The 19764-nt window shown below is 71.0% G+C and carries 14 protein-coding genes; 11 read left to right on the top strand and 3 right to left on the bottom strand.

What is annotated here, in order from left to right:
* The first annotated feature begins 174 nt into the window (after positions 1-174).
* The gene (locus ACIOGX_RS04065) at positions 175-2220 is read left to right on the top strand and encodes an ATP-binding protein (RefSeq protein ID WP_384774997.1); all 2046 of its coding nucleotides are present in this window, start codon (positions 175-177) and stop codon (positions 2218-2220) included.
* Between the two features lie 48 nt (positions 2221-2268).
* Here the strand turns inward: ACIOGX_RS04065 and ACIOGX_RS04060 are convergent, their stop codons facing one another.
* The gene (locus ACIOGX_RS04060) at positions 2269-2898 is read right to left on the bottom strand and encodes a hypothetical protein (protein ID WP_356510697.1); all 630 of its coding nucleotides are present in this window, start codon (positions 2896-2898) and stop codon (positions 2269-2271) included.
* Between the two features lie 143 nt (positions 2899-3041).
* Positions 3042-3476, bottom strand: a complete 435-nt coding sequence (locus ACIOGX_RS04055) for a subtilase-type protease inhibitor (protein ID WP_383963537.1) — start codon at positions 3474-3476, stop codon at positions 3042-3044.
* Positions 3477-3836: 360 nt separating this feature from the next.
* Here ACIOGX_RS04055 and ACIOGX_RS04050 point away from each other — a divergent pair, with 360 nt between their 5' ends.
* Both ACIOGX_RS04050 and ACIOGX_RS04045 read left to right on the top strand, forming a co-directional pair.
* Entirely contained in the window at positions 3837-5000 is a 1164-nt protein-coding gene (locus ACIOGX_RS04050) for a hypothetical protein (protein ID WP_401910091.1), read from the top strand.
* Complete coding sequence (locus tag ACIOGX_RS04045; RefSeq protein WP_401910088.1) at positions 4997-6190, top strand: hypothetical protein; 1194 nt, start codon at positions 4997-4999, stop codon at positions 6188-6190. Before ACIOGX_RS04050 ends, ACIOGX_RS04045 begins: the two co-directional genes overlap by 4 nt.
* A 105-nt stretch (positions 6191-6295) precedes the next feature.
* Here the strand turns inward: ACIOGX_RS04045 and ACIOGX_RS04040 are convergent, their stop codons facing one another.
* Positions 6296-7645, bottom strand: a complete 1350-nt coding sequence (locus ACIOGX_RS04040; RefSeq protein WP_401910085.1) for a M14 family metallopeptidase — start codon at positions 7643-7645, stop codon at positions 6296-6298.
* Between the two features lie 396 nt (positions 7646-8041).
* On the opposite strand from ACIOGX_RS04040, the gene ACIOGX_RS04035 reads away from it, so the two are divergent.
* From ACIOGX_RS04035 to ACIOGX_RS04000, 8 genes are all read left to right on the top strand, one after another.
* Positions 8042-9250, top strand: coding sequence for a S8 family peptidase (locus ACIOGX_RS04035; protein WP_356510687.1), 1209 nt, complete (start codon positions 8042-8044; stop codon positions 9248-9250).
* Between the two features lie 318 nt (positions 9251-9568).
* Positions 9569-9961, top strand: a complete 393-nt coding sequence (locus ACIOGX_RS04030; RefSeq protein ID WP_356510685.1) for a hypothetical protein — start codon at positions 9569-9571, stop codon at positions 9959-9961.
* Positions 9962-10094: 133 nt separating this feature from the next.
* Positions 10095-11147 (top strand): phosphate ABC transporter permease subunit PstC, encoded by a 1053-nt coding sequence (gene pstC, locus ACIOGX_RS04025; protein ID WP_401910082.1) that lies wholly within the window; start codon positions 10095-10097, stop codon positions 11145-11147.
* Positions 11148-11190: 43 nt separating this feature from the next.
* Positions 11191-12507, top strand: a complete 1317-nt coding sequence (gene pstA / locus ACIOGX_RS04020) for a phosphate ABC transporter permease PstA (protein WP_401910079.1) — start codon at positions 11191-11193, stop codon at positions 12505-12507.
* Positions 12504-14234, top strand: a complete 1731-nt coding sequence (locus tag ACIOGX_RS04015; RefSeq protein WP_356510679.1) for a phosphate ABC transporter substrate-binding protein PstS — start codon at positions 12504-12506, stop codon at positions 14232-14234. The genes pstA and ACIOGX_RS04015 overlap by 4 nt, the downstream gene beginning before the upstream one ends.
* The gene (locus ACIOGX_RS04010; protein WP_401910076.1) at positions 14231-16753 is read left to right on the top strand and encodes a hypothetical protein; all 2523 of its coding nucleotides are present in this window, start codon (positions 14231-14233) and stop codon (positions 16751-16753) included. The genes ACIOGX_RS04015 and ACIOGX_RS04010 overlap by 4 nt, the downstream gene beginning before the upstream one ends.
* Before the next feature lie 277 nt (positions 16754-17030).
* The gene (locus tag ACIOGX_RS04005) at positions 17031-18032 is read left to right on the top strand and encodes a hypothetical protein (protein ID WP_401759654.1); all 1002 of its coding nucleotides are present in this window, start codon (positions 17031-17033) and stop codon (positions 18030-18032) included.
* A 176-nt stretch (positions 18033-18208) separates the two neighbouring features.
* Complete coding sequence (locus ACIOGX_RS04000) at positions 18209-19669, top strand: Ig-like domain-containing protein (protein WP_401910074.1); 1461 nt, start codon at positions 18209-18211, stop codon at positions 19667-19669.
* The last annotated feature ends 95 nt before the right edge of the window (positions 19670-19764 follow it).

Here is a 19764-nt window from a genome sequence, read left to right as displayed (position 1 = left end):
CGACCGCGGTGCTGTCGCGCGCACCGACGCGGTGCCCGTTGGATCACCGGAATTGCCCGTTCGTGGCAGAACGCGTGACTGGCTGATTGTTCTGGGCCCACTCACGGCCGATTCTGGCCGTTTCCGACCAGGGGTGTAGGCCATCTACCGCAACAGGGCCAGGATATAGCCGTGGTGGGCAACCTTCCCGTCGTGACGACCAGTTTCGTTGGCCGAAACAGCGAGCTGGGCTGGATCGAACGGGCACTCGCGGAGCACCAGTTGGTCACTCTCACGGGCAGTGGCGGTGTGGGAAAGAGCCGACTGGCACTGCGTGCTGCGGAGCGAGCGGGCGACGGCCTGTTCCCGGACGGGGTGTGGTGGGCCGATCTGTCGCCGTTGTACGACGAGAGGCTGCTGCTCGGGACGGTGTGTGACGCCGTCGGGCTGTCGGACCATTCGCTGCGATCGCCGGTGGAGGCGTTGTGCGAGTGGCTGGCGGGGCGGCGGTTGCTGCTGGTGCTCGACTGCTGCGAACGGACCGTCACGGAGGTCGGGCATCTGGTCGGGGAACTGCTGACCGCCGCGCCGGGGCTGACCGTTCTCGCCACGAGCCGGCAGCCGCTCGGGGCGCGGGGCGAACACCGCCTCGACGTGCGGCCGCTGTCCCTGGAAGGCGATGACCAGGCACTACGGCTCTTCCGCGACCGGGCGGCCCATACCGCGCCCCAGGTGTCCCTGGATGACCCGTGTACGGCAGCGGCGGCGGTCCGGATCTGCCACCGCCTCGAAGGCATTCCCCTCGCCGTCGAACTGGCCTGCGCCCGGCTGACGGATCACTCCGTCGAATACGTCGCGGACCTGCTGACCACCCGGCTCGATGTCCTGGTCGACGACACGGTCTGGCCCCGCCGCCATCGTGCGCTGCGCACGGCGATCGGGTGGAGTCATGAGCTGTGCGAGCCGCTGGAGCGTCTGCTGTGGGCCAGGCTCTCGGTCTTCCGCGGTGACATCGAGGAGGAGGACGCGCGGGCCGTGTGCGCGGGCGGTCCGCTGACCCCCGACGCGGTGACCACCGCCCTGGACGGACTCGTCGCCAAATCCGTCCTGCGCCTGGACGGTGGTGGCGACGGCGGCCGGTACCGCATGCTGGACACGATCCGCGAGTACGGCGCCATGTGGCTGAGCGAGCTGGGCGAGGAGAGGGTCCTCGCCGACCGGCACGGCGCCCACTTCGCCGCCCTCGCCCGCCGGGCGCACGCCGGCTGGCTCGGCCCGGAACAGGTCGCCTGGTACCGGCGCATCGCCGACACCCACGCCGATCTGTGCGCGGCCATCGACCATCTCCTCGACCACGACCCCGAACAGGGCGTGGAGATGGCGGGCCGCACCGGACTCTTCTGGAGTTGCTGCGGCCATCTCCACCAGGCGCGCAGTTGTCTGGAACGCGCCCTGCGCCTCCACACCGGCGGCGGACAGCACCGTACCCGCGCGCTCTGGGCACTTGGCATCACCCTCGCGCTCCAGGGCGACCATGAGGCCGCCCGCCGGGTCGGTGAGGAGTGCAGCGTCTCCGCCTGGCACGACAACGACCCGGAATCCCTGCTCTCCGCGGCCCATGTCGTCGGCTTCAACTGCCTGATGATGGGCCGTCCGCTCGCCGCGTACACCGTCTGCGATCGCGCGCTGCGCAATCTGCCCGGCGACCCGCTCGACGCCCCGTCGCAGCTGCGGTGCCGGGTGATACGGCTCTTCGCGCTCACCGCGCTCGGCCGCCTCGACGACGCGCGCGAAGAGGCCGCCGGGCTGCAACGGCTCAGTCTGCGCTACGGCGAGCGCTGGGCGCGCGCGTACGCCGATCACCAACTCGCCTTCATACACCTCTTGCAGGGCAGGCCGCGCGATGCCGAGAGCCACGCGCGGGCGATGCTCGCGGGCAAGTACCAGCTGCACGACAGCCTCGGGATCGCCCTCGGGCTCGATCTGCTCGCCGGAGCGATCGCGGTCCAGGGCGACGGCGTGGAGGCGGCCCGCACGTACGGCACGGGGCACGCGTACTGGCGCATGATCGGGCACCCCCATCGCGGCACCCCCGAACTCGGCGCGCTCCGCGCGGAGTGGGAGCGGCGGGCACGCGAGGCCGCGGGCGACCCCGCCTACGAGAGGGCGTACGACCGGGGGCTGGCGGACGACGCCAGGAGCGGGCTCGTCCGCGCGCTCCAGGGCCATCCGCCGTTGTAGCGACCCGGCGGCGGCCGTCCGGAAGGACCGTCGACGCCGTGACGAATCTCAGGGCTGGAGTGTGGTGGACCAGGCGGCGGTGACGGACTCGTAGGCGGTCTGTCCCGTATCGTCCAGCGTCCGCACCGTCCCGGTCTCGCCCGCCTCCCTCGCTTCCTCGTCGGTCATGACGACCGCCAGCGTCCGTACCGCGAAGGTGTCGAACTCCAGCACCGCCACCACGCGTTCGAGCTGCGAGACCAGACATCGCGGTGAGCGCGGCGGGTCGCCCCACTCGGCACCGGCCTGTCCGACGAGGTCCAGGAGCCCTTCGGTGCCCGGTTCCTCGTCGAGGGCGCGGTGCAGCCGGGTGAGGACCTCCCACAGCGCGTCCAGGTCATCGCACTCCACCACGAGGGCGTGCACGGTGGGCTGCGGCGTTCCCGTGGGCGAGAGCAGGAGACCGAGACCGCCTCCGGCGCGTGCCGGAAGCATGGAGACGACGCGGTCGCACGCGGTCGCCGCCTCCGCGTAGGGGGCCGCGGGGAGTTCCCACGGATCGTCGTCCAGGGCGGCGGCGGCCGCCAGATGATCGAGCAGCCGGTCCCCCATGGTCCGCAGATCGCGCAGCCAGTCCTTGTCGTCGGGCAGCACACACCACCGTCGGCCCGGCCCCAGTGTCCTCGCGCTCTCGTTCATTCGTCCAGCGTTCCAGCACCGGGCCTCCGCCCGCAGGCACTTGTCCGTGCCTGGCGGAGAACGTGCGGACGCACCGGATGTACGGCACGCCCCGGACGGAGGCCCGGCGCCGGGTTCAGCGGCTCGCGCGGGGCACGATCGGATCAGAAGGCGAAGACCGTGCCGCTGCCGTTGTCTCTCGCACACGGGTTGCTGAAGGTGTGGACATACGAGTAGCGCTTGCCCTCCCAGACGCCCTCGGCCGTCACGGTCACCGGGTTCCACTCCCTGGTACAGGAGACGTGCGGGGCCGGGGTGGTGATGGCGTCCAGCAGGCCCTGGGCGGACCGGAGTTCGGCGCAGGCGCCGGCCGGGTCCGGGTGCGTGCCGCTCGCCCGGGGCGCGCAGCTGAGAGTGACCGCGCGCAGCACCGTCCCGGTCGTCGTGTCGGCGCCCTCGGTGACACTGAGCACGAGGGCGGAGGGTGCGTACAGGCTGCCGGACACGGCCTGTTCGGCGCTCGCCGTACCGGTGCCCGGCAGCGCCATGAACGCCAGTGTGGTGGCGGTGAGCGCCAGACCTGTTGCGATGGACCGCATTTCAAACACTCCCTGAGTCGAAGGTTCTGTGAAGCATGGGCAGTCTTGCCGCCTTCGACGGAGGAGGGGTGCCCCTCCCATCACTTTCGGTCGCTCCGTGTGATGGTATGAGTGCAGGTTGTGGTCATGGGATGGGGCTTGACCTGTGGGGGAGCTGTTGCCCGATTAGGCCGAAGAAAGCCGTAACCGATGGTTGATCAAGTGAATTTAAGGCTCGTAAATCCTTGAACCATTGAATGCCAGGGATGGCGCGTTTCCGCCCTGCGTTGCGCCGGTCCATGTGTACGCCGTGACACCCGCCCGTACGCGTCGGGACCCGCCCGATACGATCAACGGCCTTACGGGGACAGGGGGAAGGGCATGGCGGACGGGGACGTACAGGCCGGTCGCGGTCAGGGCCGGGCGCGCCGGCTGTCGTGGTTCGTACGGACCCGGCGCGGGGGTGTGGTCGTGGGCACCGCGGTCGTGCTGGTGGCCGCGGGGCTGGGGACATGGGCCACGGGCAGTGGGCCGTTCGGCCGCGAGGACCGGTACTGCTGGGGGGCCTGGGAGGCGAACAGCGGGCCCGGGTTCCTGAGCGACACGGTGTTCGAGGGCGACGACCAGGGCGCTCGTACGTCCGAGGAGACCGCGCCGACCCCGCGGCGGCCGGCCGGCCGGTGCGAGGTCGCGCTCCGCTCCAGCTACACGGGCGGCGACGGCGGGAAGACCTCCTGGAACACCCGGATCACGCTCACCTACGGCCCGGCGCCCAAGGACGCCGCGGAGCGCATGGAGTGGATCGGCGCGTACCTCGGCGATCGCGCCGTACCGCTGCCCGATGGGCTGCCGGGGGCCAGTGACGGACGCCGCGGTCTGCTCGTGCTGCCCGAGCGGTGCGACACGCGTGACGGCCGGCCGGCCGCGGTCACACTCGACTCCGACGCGCGGACGACATGGGGCGAAGGCGGTTCCATGCGGGCCAAAGCGGGGCTCGGCGGAATCCGTTCCGTGGCCGGATTGCTCGTCTCCGCCGCCAACCGGGGGATGGAGGCGGCGGGTTGCGCCCCCGCGAAGCCACTGCGGGTCTCCTCGCCCGTGCTCCTGCTGCCGGAGGAGGAGACCGGCCTGTTCTCGGGCGCGTGCCGGATCAAGGGCCTGGAATTCGACGAGGTGACACGCAAGTCCCTCGCCTACCAGGTCGGCGCGGTCACCCGGGATCTCCAGTCCTGTGCGGTGCGCGTGGAGCAGGGCGACAGCCGGTACTTCGACGCCCTGATGGTCGCCCAGCCGAGGCTGGCCGCGCTGTTCGACGGTACGACGGGAAGCGGAGCGCCCGCGGACGGCTGGCGCGGTTCCGGCGTCTTCGCCGACGACTACAAGGTCGTACGGGCCGACTGCGCGGGACGGCCCGTGACCCTGCTGATGGTGGACGACCTCACCGAAGAGACGACGCCGTACTTCACCGCCTTCACCAACGCCGTGACGGCGAGGCTCGGTTGCGCGCCCGTCGCGCCTGTCGCCTCCGGGGGTTCGGAACGATGAGTGACACGCACGACGACGTCCGTTCCGGCGCCGACGCCGATGTCCATGCCGATGTCCGTGCCGATACCCGCGCCGACGTCCACGCCGACGCGGTCTCCGCGCCGCGCCGGCCCTGGTGGCACTGGCGGCGGCTGACGCGCGGCCGGCTGCGGCCCGCGCTGGCCGCCGCCGTGGCCGGGGCGGTGCTCGGCGGCGCGGGAGTGGCCTGGCAGACGGGGACCGGCCCGTTCACGGACGAACGGGCCTGCTGGGGTGCGCTGGGCAAGGACGATGTGGCGGCGCTGTTCGGCGGGAAGACGGACATCAGGGCGTCCGAGGTGCAGCTCGGGCGGGACCGCGTCAATACCGGAGCGCCGTCGGGGCAGTGTCGCCTGCAGTCGCCGCGGGGCCGCCGGATCACCGTCCAGGTCCATCAACTCGACGTGCGGCAGGGCGGCTCGGGGGAGCGCTGGGCCGATGAGTTCCTGTCCGCGCGGCTGACCCCGCTGGGCGGCGGGCTGCTGGGGATGGCCTCCGACACCCGGGCCTGGCTCGCGGTGCCCGACGGCTGCACCGGCCGGCCGGAGGGGACCGACGGCCCGCTCGTGTTCGACATGGAGACGGGCTGGACCGTCTACGAGGACGAGGTCGGGACCGGGCAGCGCGATCAGCTCGCCCGCGCCGTGGTCACGCTCGTCAACGGCTTCCTGGCCGACGAGGGATGCGAGGGCGTCCTCGCCGACCCGGTGGCACGGATGGCGGAGCCCGCGCGGTTCCAGGACAGGGAGGCCGAGGACCTGTGCGGCATCGAGGGGCTGCGTCTCCCCGGGAAGGGGAGGAGCACGTTCGACCGTCCTCTCGTGACCAACGGCGAGGGGCCGGTCCGCACCTGCGACAGCGATGTGGTGTTCGACCGACCCGGGCTGCGGCTGATGACGGTGGAGGACCCGCGGCTGTCCGAGCTCTACAAGGGGTCGGCCCTCCGTGAAGGCGAACGGATCGAGGCCACCGGCGGAACCGGCGGACGCGGCTTCATCAGCGACGACCTCGGGCTCTACCAGGCCGCGTGCCAGACCGGTGACGTGACCTTCCTGGTCCGGAGCGACGAGGAGAGCAGCGCGGCCGACATCCGCGCGTTGCTCCCGCGTTACGTGGCGGCGGAGGCCGACCGTATCGGCTGCGGTCCGTTGCGTCTCACCCTGCCCGGCTGATCGGGCACGGTGACCTCGGCGCGCAGCGGCGGCGGGGGCGTCTCCGTCGGAAACGGAGACGCCCCCTCGTGAGCCGGCCGGCGGGGAACCGTCGGTGGGCACCGGTCAGCAGTACTGGGCTTCCTTGCCGATGGACCGGTACATGCAGTCCGCGTTCTCCAGCAGTTGCAGTACGGCGTCGCGGTTCCGGCTCGTCTCCCGGTTGATCACCTCGTCCGGCGGGTAGAAACCGCCGCCGCCCGAGGACGGATACATCTCGAAGGTGTACGCGAAGACCTTGTGCGTGCCCCACAGCCAGTCGTCGATCGAGCCGTCCGTGATGTAGAGATCACTGGCCTGCTCGGGCGTGTAACCGTTGCTGGCGGCCATCTTCTGGCCGATGGCGGCGAAGGCGTTGCGGTCGTCCAGGGTCATTCCGGTGGTGGTGTCGGCCGTGGTGTAACCGAACGGCCAGAGCACCAGCTCGCTGTAGGTGTGGAAGTCGATCGCGGCCTTGATCTGCTGCGTACCGCCGACGACCCGGCCGCGTACGAAGTTCGCCACGACCTTCACCTCGGGCGCGGACTCGGCGGCGCCGCCCCGGTAGGTGTCCGACGAGGGGCTGCCGGAGGAGCCGCCGCAGCAGCCCCAGCGGTAGGCCCAGTTGCGGTTGAGGTCCGTACCGACCGCGGTGGAGCCCGAGTTGGGCTGCCGGTTCTTGCGCCAGCTGCGGTAGGAGCCGGTGGCGATGTCGTACTCGCCGCCGTCCGGGTTGAGGTCCGGGATGATCCAGATCTCACGGCTGTTGACGATGTTCGTGATGCGTGTGTCGGTGTTGTGACCGGCGGTCAGCTGCTTCAGCAGATACAGCGCCATCTCGACGGTGAGGTGCTCGCGCGCGTGCTGATGGTGGGTGAAGAGGACCTCGGGCTCGTTCTCGTCGGTGCCGACGTTGTCACTGATCTTGATGGCCGTGATGTTCCGGCCCTGGTACGTGGTGCCGATGACACGCTGGCTCGCGATGCCCGGGTTCGCGGAGACGATGGAGTTGATCTCGCTCGTCATCTCGGCGTAGTTGTGGTAATTCGAGTCGGCCGAGGGGAAGTCGAACGGTGTGACGGCGCCGTTCAGGGTGCGGTCCGGGGCGGCGCCCAGCGGCGTCGGCGCGTAACCGAGCGAGCGGAGCTTCCTCACCTGCGCGGGGTCGGCGGACACGACCACGCTCTCGCTGTCGGACGCGTCGATCGTCACACCGGTCCTGGCGAGCGCGGTGCGCGTCGCGGACGTGGCGTGCGTGACGATCTCGTACTGCTGGATGTCCTCGTCCGCGGCCGTGGCGGCGGACGCGGAGGGAGTGGAATCGGCGCTGGTGGCCGTGGCCGTGGCGGTGACACCGAGGGTCAGGGTCAGCGCGACGGCCAGGGTGGCTGTCCGTCTGTGAACGCTGCCGCCGCTTCCGCGTATTCGGAGCCGCATGAAGTCTCCTGGGTGGGGAGTCGTGGGGGTGTGGGCACGCAGTACGTGCCCCCGGGGTCATCGTGAGGCTTTGGCATGATCGGGTCAATAGCGCGCATGTGACGGGCAAAGGGGGCGTCACGCCGCCGCGCGCGGCACGGCGCCTTCTGTCTTCAACTGCCTTGACGCGATGCCCAGTTGCTCCCCCGGTGGGCGCGTCCTCGCTACGGGGACATTGCGTGGCCATGTCATGGATATGACATCGCGTCGGGGCTCTTGTCGTCTGACGTTGTCTCAGCGAAGGTCTTTGGAGGGCGGCCCCAGGAATCACACGGTCCGCTCATCACGCATACGTCTCGTATGTACCCCCACGTTGCGCACGCACCCCAGCGCACCCGATGAGGAGGATCCCTCACGATGGCAGTGTTGCGTACCACCAAGACACGGATCGCCGCGGCGATCACGGCGGCAGCGGCGGCTGCGGCCATGACCGCCCTCGCCGTTCCCGCCCAGGCGGCCCCCGCCGTGGGTACGGTCGTCGGCGCCGATGCCAAGGACGCGGTGCAAGGCAGCTACATCGTCACACTCAAGGAGACCGCCGGTCTCACGTCCGCCTCGGCCGCGGGCCGGAGTGTGGTGTCCGAGTACGGCGGGACCGTCAAGCGGACGTACACGGCGGCCCTCAACGGCTACGCCGCCGAACTCTCGCCCGCGCAGGCACGCAGACTCGCGGCCGACCCGGCCGTCGACAAGGTCTTCCAGGACCGTGAGGTGCACGCGCTCGCCACCCAGACCAACCCGCCGTCCTGGGGACTCGACCGGATCGACCAGGCGGCGCTGCCGCTGAACAACAGCTACACCTACCCGGACACCGCCGGTGAGGGCACCACCGTGTACGTCATCGACACCGGCGTCCGCATCACCCACCAGGACATCGCGGGCCGGGCCTCGAACGGCTACGACGCCGTCGACAACGACAACACGGCGCAGGACGGCAACGGCCACGGCACGCATGTGGCCGCCAACGCCGCGGGCACGGCCTACGGTGTGGCCAAGAAGGCCAGGATCGTCGCCGTGCGCGTGCTCAACAACGCGGGCTCGGGCACCACGGCCCAGGTCGTGGCCGGTATCGACTGGGTCACCAACAACCACGCCGCTCGGTCGGTGGCGAACATGTCGCTGGGCGGCGGCGCCAACGCCGCGATCGACACCGCCGTGCAGAACTCCATCAACAGCGGTGTGACCTACGCGGTTGCCGCCGGTAATTCCGGAGCGAACGCCCAGAACTACTCGCCGGCCCGGGTCGCGGACGCGATCACCGTCGGCGCGACGACCAGCACCGACGCCCGCGCCAGCTACTCCAACTTCGGCGCGCGCGTGGACCTCTTCGCTCCGGGCAGCGCCATCACCAGCGCCTGGAACACCTCGGACACGGCCACCAGCAGCATCTCCGGCACCTCGATGGCCACACCGCATGTGGCCGGTGCCGCCGCGGTCTACCTCGCGGGACACCCCACCGCGACCCCGGCCCAGGTCGCCGCGGCCCTGGTGAACGGCGCCACCAACGGAGTCGTGTCCAACCCGGGCACCGGCTCGCCCAACAAGCTCCTGCGTATCGTCCCGTAACTCCTGGTCCCGTAACTCCTCGTTCCGTAACCCCTGGGACGACCCTCGGGACGACCTGCCGGACGACCGTCCGGACAATCTGAGAACGTGACGCCCGGCGCCGGTCACATGGCGCCGGGCGTTGCGCCTGCCCGCCGCCGGCTCACGCGCCCCGGGAGAAGAGCCGGTGGCCTAGAGGCAACTTCCGGACGAATCCTGTCGGCAGGCAGTCGTTTGGATCCCGCCCCTCACGATCGCCTCAATAAGTTGCATCTGCCGCTCCACGGGCCGTACGTGCGGTCCGACAGGGACGAGCGGCAGGGGTGGGGACGTGGGGACATGAGATCGGCCGATGAGAGCGGAAGATTACGGAGCGCCGCCGGGCTGCGCTGTCAGACCGACATCGACGCGGACGGGTGCTACCGATGGCGGGTGGTGGCACAGAACGGGCGGGTCGTCGCCGTCTCGGCGCTCGCCTTCACCTCGTACGAGCGGTGCCGGGCCGCGTTCGAGGAGGTGTGCCGACGGCACGCGGCCCTGACCGGAGGGGTCCAGCACACGGTGGAGGCCAACGGCTGGATGTGGATCGTCCGGGACGAGAGCGGACGCCGGACCATCGTGTCCGCCCGCTCCTATGAGCGGTACTCGACCTGCCGGGTGGCGTATCACCGCTTCCGTGAGCTGCTGCGGGAGCTGGGGGAGAGCGGCGAGGTCCCGTGGAGCGGGAGTTGACGCCCCGGAACCCCGGCGTCGGGGGCCTCCGCACGCTACGCGCACACACTCGTCATCCGAAGTTGCCCCTAGGAGGCGCGTTGTTCAGATAAAGGTGCGTGCGTGTCAACCGCGCCCCGTGAGCGTCATGGGTGTGCTGAGACGAACAGGGGAGCGAACCACCGCCGCCCAGCGGTCCGTTGGGCTCGCGACCGGGGAACCGGCCGCCGCCGAAGGGGCGCGTGGGCTCTACGCCGACCCCGGGCTGCCCGACCGGATCTTCCGGGGCGTGGCCCGCGGCGGCGGCGGACTCGTGCTCGCCGTGATGCTGCTGGTGGGCGGCTTCCTGCTGTACCGCGCGTGGCAGGCGCTCGACCGGGCCGGGTGGTCCTTCCTCACCACCGCGGCCTGGGAACCGGACGCGGGCCGCTTCGGTATCGCCGCCGTCATCGTCGGCACCGTCCTGATCGCGCTGGTGGCGATCGTGGTGGCGGTGCCGCTGGCGGTGTGCGGGGCGCTCTACATCTCCGAGTACGCGCCGCCCGGGATGCGCTCCACACTGATCAGCGTGGTCGACCTGATGGCGGCCGTGCCGAGTGTCGTCTACGGACTGTGGGGGCTCTTCTTCTTCGAGGGCGCCGTACTGCCCACCGCCCGCTGGATCGCCACCTACCTCGGCTGGTTCCCGCCCCTGGGTGTCGTCGGAGCCGATCCGCGCGATCCGCTCGCCACCGAGACCGTCTACACCTCCTCGACCCTCATCGCGGGCATCGTGGTGGCGTTGATGGTCGCGCCGATCATCTGCTCCGTGATGCGCGAGGTCTTCACCCAGGCGCCGGCCGGTGAGCGCGAGGGCGCCTACGCGCTCGGCGCCACCCGCTGGGGGATGATCCGCAGTGTCGTCCTGCCGTTCGGCAAGGGCGGCATGATCGGCGGCACCATGCTCGGACTCGGCCGCGCGCTCGGCGAGACCATCGCCGTCTACCTGATCATCTCGCCGGTCTTCCAGATCCAGTGGCATGTCCTCCAGAGCGGCACGAGTTCCGTCTCCTCGCTGATCGCGCTCCGGTACGGGGAGGCCAGTCCGTTCGGGATGTCCGCGCTCATGGCGGCCGGACTCGCGCTCTTCGTGATGACCCTCATCGTCAATTTCATCGCCTCGTCCATCGTCGCGCGCAGCCGCTCCGGCGCGGCCAGCGACGCCTAGACCCTGTCCTGCCTAGACCCTGTCCTAAGGGGACCCGCCCGTCATGACCCTCGCACCCGAGTCGCCGCCGTCCGTCGCGGAGGAACGGCGTACCGTCCTGCCCGCGAGCCGGCCGCGGCCCGTGGAGCCGGCCGGGGAGCGGCGGCGCTCCCCGGCGCTGAGGCGCGCCACGGACACCTACGCGCTGCTCGGCTCCGGCGCCGCGGCCGTCAGCCTGACAGCGCTGCTGTTCGTATGGCTGCTGCCGTTCAACGGGGTGATCGGCTTCCTGATCGTCGGATACGCGCTCTTCCTCGGGCTCTACGCGCTGCTGGTCTCCTTCGACGAGGACGGGCCCACCGTCCGGGACCGGCTCGCCGGGGTCGTCGTGCGCACGGTGGGCCTGGTCATGGTCGTCGCCCTGGCGTTCGTGATCGTCTACACACTGTGGGAGGGCCGCAGGGCGCTGCCCCATCTGAACTTCTTCACCGAGGACATGACCCTCGCGGGCCCCCTCGACCCACTGAGCGCCGGCGGCATCCTGCACGCCATCGTCGGCACCCTGGAGCAGATCCTCATCGCGCTGGTCCTCACCGTCCCCGCCGGTCTGGTCTGCGCGGTCTTCCTCAACGAGGTGCCCGGCCGGTTCGCGCGGTTCGTCCGTACCATCGTCGAGGCGATGACGGCGCTGCCGTCCATCGTGGCCGGCCTGTTCATCTACGCGACCGCGATCCTCGCCCTGGGCATCGGGAAGTCGGGCCTCGCCGCGTCCCTGGCGCTCGGTGTGATGATGCTGCCGATCATCATCCGAGCCTCCGACGTGGTGATCCGGCTGGTGCCGGGCTCGCTGCGCGAGGCGTCGTACGCGCTGGGCACCTCGCGCTGGCGCACCGCCTGGCATGTGGTGCTGCCCACCGCCCGCTCCGGGCTGACCACTTCGGTGATCCTCGGCACCGCGCGCGGGGTGGGCGAGACTTCCCCGGTACTGCTGACCGCGGGCTTCACCGCGGAGATGAACGCCGATCCGTTCAACGGGCCTCAGGTCTCGCTGCCGCTCGCCACCTTCGAGTTCGTCAAGTCGCCCGAACCCGCCATGATCGCGCGCGGGTTCGGCACCGCGGCGACCCTGATGGCGCTGGTGCTGCTGCTGTTCGTCGTCGCCCGGCTCATCGGCGGGCGCGCACCGGGCAAGCTGACACGCCGTCAGACACACCGTCGCGTGCTCGCCTCGCGCCGCGATGCCGAACGCTTCGCGGCCCGTACGAGCGGCCACGGCCGCGGCGGCACGCACACCGATACGCGGGGCGCCGCTGCCGCCGTCGTCCCGCCCGCACCGACTTCCCCCGCACCCGTCGTCAAGCCCAACAGGAGTACCCCGTGAGACCCGCGACCGTCTCCCGACTGGCCATGGGGCTGGCCGCGCTGCTCTGCGCGCTGCTCGCCGTCGGCCCGCCGCCCGCCTGGGCGGTGACCTATCCGAAGATCAACGGTGCGGGCTCCACCTGGAGTTCCAACGCACTGGACCAGTGGCGCCGCAATGTCGCCTCCAACTTCGGTATGACCGTCAACTTCGCGGCGACCGGCTCCTCCAACGGGCGTGAGCAGTTCAGGAACGGCTCCGTCGACTTCGGTGTCTCCGAGATCCCCTACGGCCTCAAGGAGGGCGGCGTCACCGACGCCCCGCCCAAGCGCGGCTACGCCTATATGCCGATCGTGGCCGGCGGTACGGCCTTCATGTACAACCTGAAGATCGGCGGCAAGCGGGTCACCAATCTGCGGCTCTCCGGCGATGTCCTCGCCAAGATCTTCACCTCCAAGATCACCATGTGGAACGCGGCCGAGATCAGGGCCGACAATCCCGGCCTCACACTCCCCGCCCGCCGGATCGTGCCGGTCGTACGCTCCGACGGCTCCGGTACGACGGCGCAGCTGACCACCTGGCTGTCCAAGCAGCACGCCGCGGCGTGGAACGACTACTGCGCCCGCGCCGGACGCGCCACCCCGTGCGGTCTCACCTCGTACTTCCCGGTGGTGCCCGGCACCTCCACGATCGCCAAGTCCGGATCGCTCGGTGTCTCCGGCTATGTGAAACAGAGCCAGGCCGAGGGCGCCATCACCTACGTCGAGTACTCGTACGCCATCTCGACCGGCTTCCCGGTGGCGAAGATGCTCAACGCGTCCCAGTTCTATGTGGAGCCCACCGCGTCCAGCGTCGCCGTGGGGCTGCTCGGCGCGCGGATCAACCCGGACAAGAACTCCACGAACTATCTGACGCAGATCCTGGACGGTGTCTACGGCTCCCGCGACCCCAGGGCCTACCCGCTCTCCAGCTACAGCTACATGATCCTGCCCACCTCGCTGGCGGGCGAGCAGAACCCGATGACCAAGGAGAAGGGCCTCTCACTGGGCACCTTCGCCAACTACTTCCTCTGCGACGGCCAGCAGATCGCCGAGGAGCTGGGATACTCCCCGCTGCCCAGGAACCTCGTCCAGGCGGGCTTCGAACAGGTACGGCGCATCCCCGGCGCGCCCACGGACAAGATCAATATCAACTCCTGCCGCAACCCCACCTTCTCCTCGGACGGGACCAACACCCTCGCCAAGAACGCCCCGCAGCCGAAAGCCTGCGACAAGAAGGGCGCGACCCAGTGCTCCGACGGCACGGCGGGCGCCAAGGGCCAGAAGACCCCGGTGAAGCCGTCGGCCCAGGGCGCCAACGGCGGCTCGGGCAACGGCGGTTCGGGAGGGCCGGGCGGGGGAGCCACGGGCGGTTCCACCGCGGGCACCGGCGGCTCGGGGGGCACCGGGGACACCGGCGGAGCCACGGGCGGCGCCCCCGGCTCCCCGGAGTCGGCCGCCGCGGCGGCCGGAGCGTCCGGCGGTGTCATCGACCCCGACACGGGCGAGCTGATCAGCGGGGACGGATCCGGCGGCGGTGACTCCGCGGTCGTCGGGAACCCGGTCACCCTCGCCTCCAACGAGGCGACGGGGCTGCGCGGCGCGCTGATGGCGCTCTCCGCGCTGCTCCTCGTCGGTGTGGTCGTCGGGCCGCCGCTCACCGCACGCGCGCTCGCCGCACGGGCCCGCCGCAGGGAGGGATCGATATGAGTGGCCGTCATTTCCGGTCACGGACCGGCGGATCCCGGGTGTCCCGGCGCGTGGGCGTCGGCGTCGGGGCGCTTCTCGCCGCTCTGCTCCTCGCGCTCGTACCGCTGCCCCCGGGCACGGACCGGGCACAGGCGGCGGAGGCGGGGAGCGGTACGGAGGCCGCGGCGGCCGAGGACTCCGCGATGACGCTGACCGGCCGCAAGGGGCCGTACGACGACTTCTCCGGCCTTGAGGTGACCGTCCACCAGACGAGGAACCTGCGGGCCCAGGGAGTCGATGTGACCTGGAAGGGCCGCGCCGCGCCGCCCGTGGACGGCTTCCGCAACTTCCTCCAGATCATGCAGTGCTGGGGAGACGACCCGGCGGGCCCGGACCGGGAGCAGTGCGAGTTCGGGGGAAACCGCGGCGGCACCCACTGGATGAGCCAGCGCACCCTGCCGAAGGGCACGGACCCGCTGGAGAAGGAGTACGCGGACGCCGGCGACGACAACCCGTTCGTTCCGTTCCGGCCGCTACAGGGCGACCCGACCGACTCGCCCTCCGACGCCACCTACTTCAGCAACAACGACACCAACGCCCAGCCCTGGCTGAGCACGCGCACCGACGGCACCGGCGAGGCGGTCTTCGAGATGAAGTCGGCGATCGAGGCGCCCTATCTGGGCTGCGGAGACGTCGGCAGCGGGGCCGGAGCGAAGCCCCGGAAGTGCTGGCTGGTCGTCGTCCCCCGCGGCGAGCACGACCCCGACGGCACCGTCAACGCCGCGGAAGGCGTACACACCTCGCCGCTCAGCCAGTCCAACTGGGACCAACGGCTGGTGTTTCCCATGGAGTTCGGCGCGGTCGGCAACACCTGCCCGGCCGACAAGGCCGAGCGGCGCGTCATCGGGTCCGAGCTGCTGACCGACGCCATCACGTCCTGGCAGGCCAGGCTGTGCGCGGGCGCCGACGCCCGGTTCACCTTCAGCCAGGCCGGCGAGGACTACGCGCGTCGCCTCATCGCGAAACCCACGGCGACCTCGCCCGGGATGGGGGTCACCGTGGCCCCGGTCGAGGGAGGCGCGGGCCTGGTCTACGCGCCGGTCGCGGTCAGCGCGCTCACGGTCGGCTTCTTCTGGGAGGACGGACAGGCAGGCCAGGTGCGCGACCTGAAACTCAGCCCACGGCTGCTCGCCAAGCTGGTGACCGGCTCCTACCCCTACGACGTCCGGCAGATCAGCTTTCAGAATCCGGTGCCCGACCATTTGAAGGGGAACGCGGAATCCATTGTCGTCGACCCGGAATTCAAGAAACTGAATCCCTATTTCGACCGCCCGACACAGCCGCAGCTGGGTCCTGGCGGAATCCTCCTCCAGGCCGGTAATTCGGATGGCGCCAACCTGCTCTGGCGCTATCTCCAGTCGAACGCGGAGTCGCGGGACTTCCTCCGGGGCGAGCCGGACCCGTGGGGGATGAAGGTGAATCCCTTCTACCGGTCGCTGGGCCTGGACGCGGACGCCCCGCTCGACTATCCGAAGGCCGACACGACCGAGACGCGCATGACGCTGCCCGACAACGGCGTCGAACGCGCGATCTCGTACGGCCAGCTGGAGAAGTCCCCGTACGCCAACGACATGCACGACGGCGCGCTGCGGGTCAGGCGCGGTGCCACCGGAGCGACGTTCCTCGCCGCACTCGACGCCAACTCCCCGCAGGGCATCAAGCTGGTGGCCTCGGACAGCCTCCCCGGGTCCCGGCAGGCGTACGGCATCGTCGACGCGGCGTCCGCCTCCCGGTACGAACTCGACATCGCCGCGCTTCCGAACGCCGACGGCGCCTACGTCCGTCCGACCGCCGACGCGATGCTGAAGGCCGTCGCCCGGATGCCCGACTCGCCGGTCGCGGGGGTGAAGGCGCCGAGCCCCGCCACCGCGAAGAACGGGGCGTATCCGCTGACGGCGGTCGCCTACGCCATGGCCCCCGTCGACCAGCCCGCGGACGCGCGCCAGGACTACGCGCGGCTGATCCGGTACGCGGCGGGCACCGGACAGAGCCAGGGCCTCACGCCCGGGGAACTGCCGCCCGGATACGCGCCGATGCCCAAGGACCTGCGCGACCAGGCGCTCTCGGCCGCCGACCAGCTGGTACGCGGCAAGGTGGCCGAACCCGTCGGCCCCCCGGCGGCCGGTGACGGTGCGGCGGGCGGTACGGCGGCCGGCGGGTCCACCGGCGGCGGGGACGGCGCCGGAGCAGGGGCCGGAGGAACGGCCGGGGACGGGTCCGGGTCCGGGGGAGCCACCGCGGGCGAGGGAGCGAACCCCTCCCCCACCGCCGCCTCGCCGGGCGCGGGGGCGGGCGCCGCGGGCCCCGCGGCCACGGGCGGACTCGCCGCCGGCGGACTGACCCCCCGCGAGGTACTGGGCGTCGTGCGCTGGGTGCTGCTCGGTGTCCTGGTCGTCGGCGGTGTGGCCGCGCTGGCCGGTCCCGTACTGCTGCGGCTCTCCGCGCGCAGGGCGGCGACGGCGGCGGGCGGTCCCGGGTGACATAGGACGAGAGGGAGAGCAGGGCACGCCCGCCGGATGAAGGGGGATGACCCGGAGCGGCTCACCGCCCTCCGGGAATTCCCCATAACCATCGGCGAGTTCTCCAGGTGTCTCCTTGGAAATGCCCCCGTAACCTTATGATCCGGCGGAGTTGGTGGTCCCGGACTGTGCATATGCGGAAATGTTCACGGCGTCGGCCGACGGGTCGACGGAACGAAATCCGGATTCTTCTTGACAGTCCATTCCTCGAAATCCGTATTCACGGAGGAGAACAGAAGTGAACGTCAAGTCCCGTGCTCGCCTCGGTGCCGTCGTCGGCGCTGCCGCACTCGGTGTGGGCCTGCTGGCCCCCGCAGCCTCCGCCGACCCGGCGGTCGGTGAGTACCGCCAGCTCGTCGGCGTGGGTTCCGACACCACGCAGGACATCGGCAACCGCCTCGGCGCGGTCATCCCGGACCCCGACGGTGTCCCGGACGGTCAGCTCATCGCGTCCTACAACGCGACGGGTTCCACCACCATCAAGACCCGCGCCGCCGGCTGCACGATCAACCGGCCCAACGGCTCCTCGGCCGGCATCGACGCGCTGCGCAACGCCGTCCTCAACAGCACCGGTTGCATCGACTTCGCCCGCTCCTCCCGGGGACCGGCGGACACGACGACCACCAAGCTGACCTGGATTCCGTTCGCCAAGGACGCGGTGACCGTCGCCGTCCGCTCGGACAGCGCGCTCAACAGCGGCCTGGACCTGACCACCGCCCAGCTGCGTGACATCTACACCTGCGTCAAGACCACGCACAACGGTGTCACCCTCACGCCGCTGCTGCCGCAGTCCGGCTCGGGCACGCGGACCTTCTTCCTGGAGAAGATCGGTGTCACCGAGGCTCAGGTCGGCACCTGCGTCAACAGCGCCGTCCAGGAGCACGACGGCACCGCGCTGGACACCGCGGGCGACATCGCCCCGTACTCCGTGGCCCAGTACATCGCCCAGACCAACGGTGTGGTGGCGGACCGCCACGGCGTCACGGTGCTCGGCAAGGTGAACGGCGTCGCGCCGCGCAACACCAACGGCACGCTCAACACCGCCTTCCCCTACAACCGTGACGTCTACAACGTCGTCCCGACCCCCAAGATCACCGGAACCACCGCCGATGCCAACATCGTCAGCGCGTTCGTCGGCACCGCCTCCAAGGTCTGCGGCCAGACGTCGCAGATCCAGGCGTACGGCTTCGGCTCGCTGGGCACCGCCTGCGGCGCCACCGCCCTGAAGGGCGAGCGCTGATCACCGTCCCTTCCCATCACGCCAAGGCCGGGCACCCTCCAGGTGCCCGGCCCCGGGGCGTATCCCGTTCCCGTCCCGTATCCCGCTGACACCGACACCGACACCGACACCGAGTCCGGCACCGACCGCGACACCACTACCGACCGCGACACCAACACCCTGTGGGGGACCCGACCATGACACGCCTCGCCCGAGCGAGATCACTCCCGGCGCTGCTGCTGTGCTGCGCCCTGCTCATGGGCGCGGCCGCCGCCGTGCTCGGTGCCGCGGCCACCGCGAGCGCGGCAGGCCGGCTCGGCGATCTGACCCTCGGCCGGACCACCGGCAGCATCACGGACAACCCGCTCGTCCCACGGGTCACCACCGACACCGCGTGCCCGGAGGGGCAGGGCGGCGCCGTACGGCTCAGTGTGATCCACCCGACGGACAGCGCGGCGACCCCGGCCCCCGTGGGCAACGCGACGACGGGATCGTACGACGCCGGTCCCATCGACACCGAGATGCCGGAGAACTTCCTCACCCTCTTCGACGCCCTCACCGGGTGGTACGGCGACGAGCCCCATGACGGCACGTACGAACTGCGGCTGAACTGCGTCAACATCCTCGACCCGAACGTGCCCCCGGCCTTCTTCACCACGAACATCGAGGTCACCGGCGACACCTGGGCGCTGGCCGCCGCCGAGACGACCAGCGTGGAGCTGACGGCGGCCCCGGAGGACCACCCTGTCGTGGGCAGCGAGGTGACGATCACGGTGAAGGTGACCCCCGAGACCGCGGCCGGTGAGGTGACACTCACCTCCGAGCGCACCGGTGAGGAGCCGGTCGCCCTCGGCGCGCAGGCGGTCGAGAACGGCACCGCCGTGTTCAGGACGACCGAGCTGCCCCAGGGCGTCCAGAACATCCACGCCCAGTTCACCCCCACGGATCCCGACGCGTACGCCGGTTCGAGCAACACCATCAACGGCTACACGGTCGACCAGGCCGGCACCCCGCCCGGCGGTTCGCCCAGCGGCTCCCAGGAGCCCACCGGCGAGCCCAGCGAGCCCGCCGACCTCGATGTGGTGGACGCGGACGGCAACCCGCTCGAAGCGAACCCGAACCTGGAAGCCGGCCAGAAGGTGACGATCACCGCACGCGGTTACGCCAAGGACGCGACCGTGAAGGTCACGCTGGCCGAGAGCGACGCGCCCTTCGAGGACGCCACGGCGGACGCGGACGGCACCGTCCAGGCGTACGCGTTCACCGTCCCGGCGGAACTCGCCGACGGCGACCATGTGCTGACGCTCGCCGAGGACACGGCGGACGGCCACAGCGTCGCCTTCGCGTTCACCACGGGCGAGATCACGGAGCCCACCCCCGAGCCCAGCGACTCCACGGGCGCGGACGGCGGCGCGGCGGCGGGCGCCTCCGGTGGCGACACGGGCGGTGACTCCGGCGCGGTGACCGGTGGCGGCGCGGCCGGAGGCAGCGGTGGCGGCTCCGGCGACGGTGGCTCCCTCGCCTCGACGGGCACCGGCGTCGCCTCGATCGCCCTCGCCTCCCTGGCGCTGTGCTGCGTGGGCGCCGCGTTCGTGGTCGGCGCGCGCCGCAGGGGCCTGCTGACCTTCGCCACGCCGTCGGGCACGCCGGGCGACTGACGCCGACGATCCCGGGCGCCACTCCACGTCCACCCATCCTCACCCGGCACCCCCACTCCCAATCCCACTTCCACTCCCTCTCTCTCCCGATCCAG

Source organism: Streptomyces sp. NPDC088147 (assembly GCF_044741565.1).
Classification (GTDB): Bacteria; Actinomycetota; Actinomycetes; order Streptomycetales; family Streptomycetaceae; genus Streptomyces.
The sequence above is the reverse complement of the archived record's forward strand: the minus strand, read 5'-3'. Positions and strand labels throughout refer to the sequence as shown.

What these genes read in the sequence shown, in the direction of transcription:
- pstA (WP_401910079.1), top strand. Translation starts at nt 11,191, where the DNA reads ATGACCCTCGCACCCGAGTCGCCGCCGTCCGTCGCGGAGGAACGGCGT.
- ACIOGX_RS04035 (WP_356510687.1), top strand. Translation starts at nt 8,042, where the DNA reads ATGGCAGTGTTGCGTACCACCAAGACACGGATCGCCGCGGCGATCACG.
- ACIOGX_RS04045 (WP_401910088.1), top strand. Translation starts at nt 4,997, where the DNA reads ATGAGTGACACGCACGACGACGTCCGTTCCGGCGCCGACGCCGATGTC.
- ACIOGX_RS04055 (WP_383963537.1), bottom strand. Translation starts at nt 3,476, where the DNA reads ATGCGGTCCATCGCAACAGGTCTGGCGCTCACCGCCACCACACTGGCG.
- ACIOGX_RS04030 (WP_356510685.1), top strand. Translation starts at nt 9,569, where the DNA reads ATGAGATCGGCCGATGAGAGCGGAAGATTACGGAGCGCCGCCGGGCTG.
- ACIOGX_RS04010 (WP_401910076.1), top strand. Translation starts at nt 14,231, where the DNA reads ATGAGTGGCCGTCATTTCCGGTCACGGACCGGCGGATCCCGGGTGTCC.
- ACIOGX_RS04050 (WP_401910091.1), top strand. Translation starts at nt 3,837, where the DNA reads ATGGCGGACGGGGACGTACAGGCCGGTCGCGGTCAGGGCCGGGCGCGC.
- ACIOGX_RS04040 (WP_401910085.1), bottom strand. Translation starts at nt 7,645, where the DNA reads ATGCGGCTCCGAATACGCGGAAGCGGCGGCAGCGTTCACAGACGGACA.
- ACIOGX_RS04000 (WP_401910074.1), top strand. Translation starts at nt 18,209, where the DNA reads ATGACACGCCTCGCCCGAGCGAGATCACTCCCGGCGCTGCTGCTGTGC.
- ACIOGX_RS04060 (WP_356510697.1), bottom strand. Translation starts at nt 2,898, where the DNA reads ATGAACGAGAGCGCGAGGACACTGGGGCCGGGCCGACGGTGGTGTGTG.